The organism is Candidatus Jordarchaeum sp., from assembly GCF_052745115.1.
Genome location: NZ_JBRAKS010000269.1, coordinates 1 through 5,440 on the forward strand (window position 1 = coordinate 1; position 5,440 = coordinate 5,440).

At 41.0% G+C, this 5,440-nt stretch carries 5 protein-coding genes; 4 read left to right on the forward strand and 1 reads right to left on the reverse strand.

All coding sequences use genetic code 11. The features are described 5' to 3' along the window. Window positions 1-191: 191 nt before the first annotated feature. A complete protein-coding gene (locus ACUVXA_RS15630) occupies window positions 192-1,559 on the reverse strand; it encodes an aspartate aminotransferase family protein (RefSeq protein WP_445872214.1) in 1,368 nt (455 codons plus the stop codon). 180 nt (window positions 1,560-1,739) lie between these two features. On the opposite strand from ACUVXA_RS15630, the gene ACUVXA_RS15635 reads away from it, so the two are divergent. The 4 genes from ACUVXA_RS15635 to ACUVXA_RS15650 all read left to right on the forward strand — a co-directional run bounded on the left by ACUVXA_RS15635 (window position 1,740) and on the right by ACUVXA_RS15650 (window position 5,338). Next, window positions 1,740-2,528, forward strand: coding sequence for an alpha/beta fold hydrolase (locus ACUVXA_RS15635; protein ID WP_445872218.1), 789 nt, complete (start codon window positions 1,740-1,742; stop codon window positions 2,526-2,528). A 125-nt stretch (window positions 2,529-2,653) separates the two neighbouring features. Then, window positions 2,654-3,448 (forward strand): alpha/beta fold hydrolase, encoded by a 795-nt coding sequence (locus ACUVXA_RS15640; protein ID WP_445872215.1) that lies wholly within the window; start codon window positions 2,654-2,656, stop codon window positions 3,446-3,448. A gap of 92 nt (window positions 3,449-3,540) precedes the next feature. After that, window positions 3,541-4,023 carry a flavodoxin family protein gene (locus ACUVXA_RS15645; protein ID WP_445872216.1) on the forward strand — a complete coding sequence of 161 codons (483 nt, stop codon included), beginning with the start codon at window positions 3,541-3,543 and terminating at the stop codon, window positions 4,021-4,023. A 199-nt stretch (window positions 4,024-4,222) separates the two neighbouring features. Then, the gene (locus ACUVXA_RS15650) at window positions 4,223-5,338 is read left to right on the forward strand and encodes a hypothetical protein (protein WP_445872217.1); all 1,116 of its coding nucleotides are present in this window, start codon (window positions 4,223-4,225) and stop codon (window positions 5,336-5,338) included. The last annotated feature ends 102 nt before the right edge of the window (window positions 5,339-5,440 follow it).

Consider the following 5,440-nt stretch of genomic DNA (forward strand, 5'->3'; position numbering starts at 1 on the left):
AGTTTCATAGTACCACATAGCCATATATGGTATTATTTAGTATTAAATCTTCCTATTGTTGTAAACCCCCTATTTTTATTTAACGATTTATTTTTAATTCAAAAATGACCCAAAGAACTTATGTTAAAGGATGAAGATAAATAAAAAGAGGAAAAGAGAGATATCAAATAAATTAGGAGTTTTAGGAAGTATTACTGGACTAGACCGGGCGAAATCTCCTTGATAACTGGTTTTAATATTTCCACTGTTTCACGCGCAGCGTCTAGAGCTTTCTTTACGTCCTCACGTGTGGTTACTGCGGATACGTTGGGATGGTCTCTGTAGTATATTCCACGGTTCAAGGAATCTAGGTCGAAGTAGTTTTGACATCTGGTGTCAGCGGTTTTAAGCGTCCGATAGTCGACTACTTCTTCTTTTGTCCAGAAAATGTGAAAGAACGAGGCAACCCCTCCTACGTGAGCTTCAATATTTTGATCGCTTAGGATTTCGGATAGTCCCGTCCTCATTTCTTCACCGAGGCGGTCCATTTTCTCATAAACATCAGGGGTTAAAGCATCAAGAGTAGCAGCCCCAGCAACCATTGCCAATGGAAAAGCGTTGAAGGTTCCCGAAAAGAATAGCTGTGGCCCTTCTGCCAGTTCAAAGGAGAATTGCTTCATGATTTCACGGCTAGAAACATAAGCCCCGATAGGAAAGCCTCCACCGATCAGTTTACCCAAAGTAGTGATGTCTGGGGTTACTCCATAGAGTTCCTGTGCTCCTCCACGCCTCACCCGATAGCAGACAACCTCATCAAAAATGAGCAAAATTCCATATTTTTCCGTTATCTCACGTACCGCCTCCAGGTATCCCTCCTTAGGCTCATAGCCTCTTTGAATGGGTTCTAAAATGACAGCAGCCAAATCATCTTTATTCTCTTTAATGGTTTTCTCCATGACCTCAATGTTGTTGAAAGGCACAACTAGGGTGTTATCAATCACTCCTTGAGGTATTCCCTTACTGAAGGGCACCCGGTTCGGATTGAGCGGGGGACCTTGCTCCTCTGGTGTGGGAAAAACGCTAATATCAATCGCGTCCCATGTTCCGTGGTAGGCCCCTTCACACTTTATGATTTTATCTTTCTTGGTGTAAGCCCTAGCCAGTCTAACTGCTTGGTGCACTGCCTCGGTTCCAGAGGGAGTGAATCTCACTTGCTCCGCACTGGGTATACGGTCAATTAATCTTTTAGCCAATTCGACCTCGTGCTCTGTGGGGCCGCCAAAAGAGGTCCCGCACTCTATCTGCTTATTAATAGCCTCCACCACCTTGGGATGCTTGTGACCCAGAACCAGACAGGTCATGTTAAAGTTCAAGTCCACATACTGGTTACCATCCACATCCCAGATACTTGATCCCTCACCACGCGTAATATAGGCAGGGTAGGGCATCATAAACACTGCTATTCTGGTATTGGCACCCGGCATCACTTTCCAAGCCTCGTCGAAAATTTGCTTAGAACGTGCATGCTTTTTCATATATTCCTGAACTATGCCACTAACAATTCTTGCTTCTTCACCCATCTAAATCTCTCTCCTATTAAAAGATTCCTTAAAAAGAATTAATATTTAGAAATAAAAAGCTTATGCCAAGCTTTAACTGGTGTTATAGGGGTTATCCTCCAACTTTTTATGAGAATGGTTTAAAAGAGTTTATTGTAATTTTAAAAGATTAAATTAGAAAGGTGTGATAAATTGCCAAAAGTGAAGGTTGGAGACATAAATATTTATTACGAAATTCATGGAGATGGCCCGCCCTTAGTGATGATTATGGGATTATCAGCCAATAAAGATTGGTGGCACCCCTTCGTCTTGGACCAGTTTTCTAAAAATTTTAAAACTGTAATATTCGACAATAGAGGAGCAGGAAGAACCGATAAGCCAAAAATCGATTATTCCATTAAAATGTTTGCAGAGGATACTATTGGATTAATGGATAAGCTGGGAATAAAAAAATCCCACATACTGGGTGTCTCCATGGGAGGTATTATAGCACAAGAAATAGCCTTGACACACCCTGAGAGGGTGGATAAACTGGTTCTGGTCTCTACAAGCTGTGGTGGACCAAAATCGGTTCCAGTACCGCCGGAAACACTTAAGATAATGCTGAGTCGGGGCGAGATGACTGATGAGGAACGTATGAGAACCACCGTGGATCTACTCTACCCAGAAGAGTATAGAAAAAACAACCCGGAAATCATTGAAGAGGCGGTTAGGAGGCTGATGATAGCACCCATTCCCATAGATGCCTACATGCGGCAATTGCAGGCAGCTTCCCAATTCGACTCCTACGACAGACTCCCAATGATTAAAGCCCCCACAATAGTTCTCACCGGAAAGAAGGATGTGCTTCTCCCTTGGGAGAACTCCAAAATACTGGCAGAGAGAATATCAAAAGCTAAACTGGTAACCTTTGAGGAATCCGGACACGGCATGGTTTCCCAGAACGCTGAAGAATTCGCCCAAAAGGTAATAGAATTCTTAAAAAGCTAAAATATAACTTCTCAAACCCTTCTTTCTTTTCCAAATTTTTTTCTCTGCTAGCGTTTCAAATCTAGCCAAATAGTTTTAAATTTCTGTTTCCTTAATATAAATAAGATAAGAGGAGGTGTTCTTGGTTGCCCAAGATAAGAATTGGCGACATTAAAATGTATTACGAGATTCACGGTAAGGGGTTTCCTCTGGTAATGATAATGGGATTATCAGCCAACAAAGATTGGTGGAGCCCCTACGTCATTGAACAGTTCTCCAAGCACTTCAAGGTTCTAATTTTCGACAATAGAGGAGCTGGAAGAACCGACGCCCCAAAAATCGATTACACAATCAAAATGTTTGCAGACGATACCTTGGGCCTTATGGATGCACTCGAGATAGAGCAAGCCCACATGCTTGGCGTCAGCATGGGCGGTATGATAGCTCAAGAGTTTGTTTTAAACTATCCAGATAGGGTTAAAAAGCTAGTACTCTGCTCTACAACTCCTGGTGGACCGCATTCCATACCTACACCACCTGAAACCATTGCAGTGATGATGGATAGGGGAAATCTAACCGATGAGCAGATAGCCAGAAGAGCCATGCCCCTGTTATACCCGGAAGACTATATTAAAAACAATTCAGACGTAATAGAAAGGAGCATAAACCGTATGCTCATAGCTCCCATAACCGAGGATGCCTATATGAGGCAGATAAATGCCATCATGAAGTGGGATGCATACGATCGGCTACCCAAAATTAACAGACCAACCCTGGTAATGTCGGGAAAGGAAGATAAACTCTTACCTTACCAGAACTCCGAAATACTGGCTCAACGTATCCCAAGAGCAAAACTAATCCTTTACGATAATGTGGGTCACGGAATGGTCACACAAGTGGCAGAAGACTTTGTAGAAAAAGTAGTAGAGTTTCTCAAATAGTAGAAACAAATCTACTCCAAAAAGGAGGATTCTAAAATTAAAAAAATTCAATTTTTTCTCCTAGGGAAAAAAAGGAAGTATGGTGACTTAGATTGAAGATTTTATTGGCTTACTATTCAAAAACTGGCAACACGGAAAAAATAGCCAAGAAAATACAAAAAACCCTCGAACCCTTGGGAAAAGTAGACCTGTTTAAAATAGAGATGGTAAAAGAATACAGCAGTAAGCTGATGCACCTCAACCCACGTATTAATTTTGACTGCATTTTTAGGAGAAAACCGGAAATCAAAGCGACCAAAAGTACGGGTAATTATGATGCACTAATTATTGGCTCTCCAATCTGGGCTTTCACATATGCCCCGCCGGTAAATACTTTTATTGAGAAACTGGAGAAAGCTGAGGGGAAAAAGGCGGTAGTCTTTGTCTCTTCGGGCATGGGAAGAGTGAAGTTCACTAAAGGCATCGAAGAGAAATTAGCAAAGAAGGGCATGAAGATTGTGAAATCCATCAGCGCCAAGCTGGAGCAAATCGACGAAAAAACCCTGAACGAAATTAGCAAGGCTTTAAAATCCTAAATTCTATTCTTTTTAATCAGCTTATTTTTCAAAAGAAGGTTTTTTAGTAATTTTTGAACAGTTATAAACCTTAATAAATCTCTTTTACGCATTTTCAGCTTTTTTAAATCCTTATTTTAGTGCAAAATAAATGGTTCACTAAAAATTTTTAATAGTAACTCCCGAAACGACGTTTAATCAAAAATTAGGGGAATGAAAAATGAAAAGGAAAATGGTTGTGACATTAGCAGCGGCAACATTGGCACTATTCATACTCTTTATAGCTCTACCAGTATTCACCGCACCAGCAACAGCAGCAAATCTTCCCATAGTTTACGATAATCAATCGGACCAGAACATAGAGTCTCTTGCCCCTCCCATCGATTGGACACCTTATTTCAACAATAGAAGCTTCAACTTTAGCCCCGATTTTATATCATCACAATACACCCATAGATGGCGCATGAACACCAAGTTCGGATTAGACTTTGCTAAACTAATAGAGTTCAATGATCTGAACAGCGACCAAATCTACAACGATACTATTGACACATTTATAAATGAGTACAATTTACGCACAGACATTGTTTGGAGTTCAGCTAATATAGAAGTTAACTGGACACCGGGAAACACTTTTCCTGACAGTATTCAAATAGTGGTAACAGGACAGAGTACCGATCCAGAAAACACCTTCCAGATTGAGTTTCTGGTCACATTATACTTTGAGGCGAAAACCATTACTTTCAATGATACTACAGTCACCGTACCAGCGGAGGTAGCGTTAAAATACGGTTTAAACATACTGGGATATGACTGGGCTAAGGATCCTGCGCCTAACGCTTCAAGGTATCTTGCTCTGGTGATAAATCTTCACGCTTGTCTCGGTGATTCTTATCAGTATAGATACAGGTGGGCCAACGGAGAAGTTGTAGCAAATGGAAGCAGTGGCCTCGTACCATCGCTGGTAAACGATGAAAGCGTTTCTGAAGTCTACTTTGTAGATTCCTGGGGAAATCCAGTTGCCCTATTTAACTGGTTTAACGGTGCGTATAATGGTAGCGAATACCATGACGGCTGCTCCTACTTCTGTCTGAGAAATGAAACTTTAACTGTAAGCATCGCTTTCTCCTACAACGACTTCCAAGAGGGTAACATATACATTGATCCATACTTCCAGATGCTTGAAGGACAGAACTATATTCAGACAGCGCTAACATTCTCTGCATTGTCTCAAGTCTACTCAAATCAGTCAGTGTCAACACTGCTTCTTTATGGTGGAATCGCAGCTGCGATAGTACTTATTGGTATGGCTATAGTTTTAATTAGAAGAAGGTAGCTGCAGGGCTATTACAGTGGTAGTGCAGCAAGCCTTTAATTTTCTTTTTAATCAATTAATAATTCAAAAAACCCACTTTCCGCACCCTTTACGAATATTTTG

What these genes read in the sequence shown, in the direction of transcription:
- ACUVXA_RS15650 (WP_445872217.1), top strand. Translation starts at nt 4,223, where the DNA reads ATGAAAAGGAAAATGGTTGTGACATTAGCAGCGGCAACATTGGCACTA.
- ACUVXA_RS15630 (WP_445872214.1), bottom strand. Translation starts at nt 1,559, where the DNA reads ATGGGTGAAGAAGCAAGAATTGTTAGTGGCATAGTTCAGGAATATATG.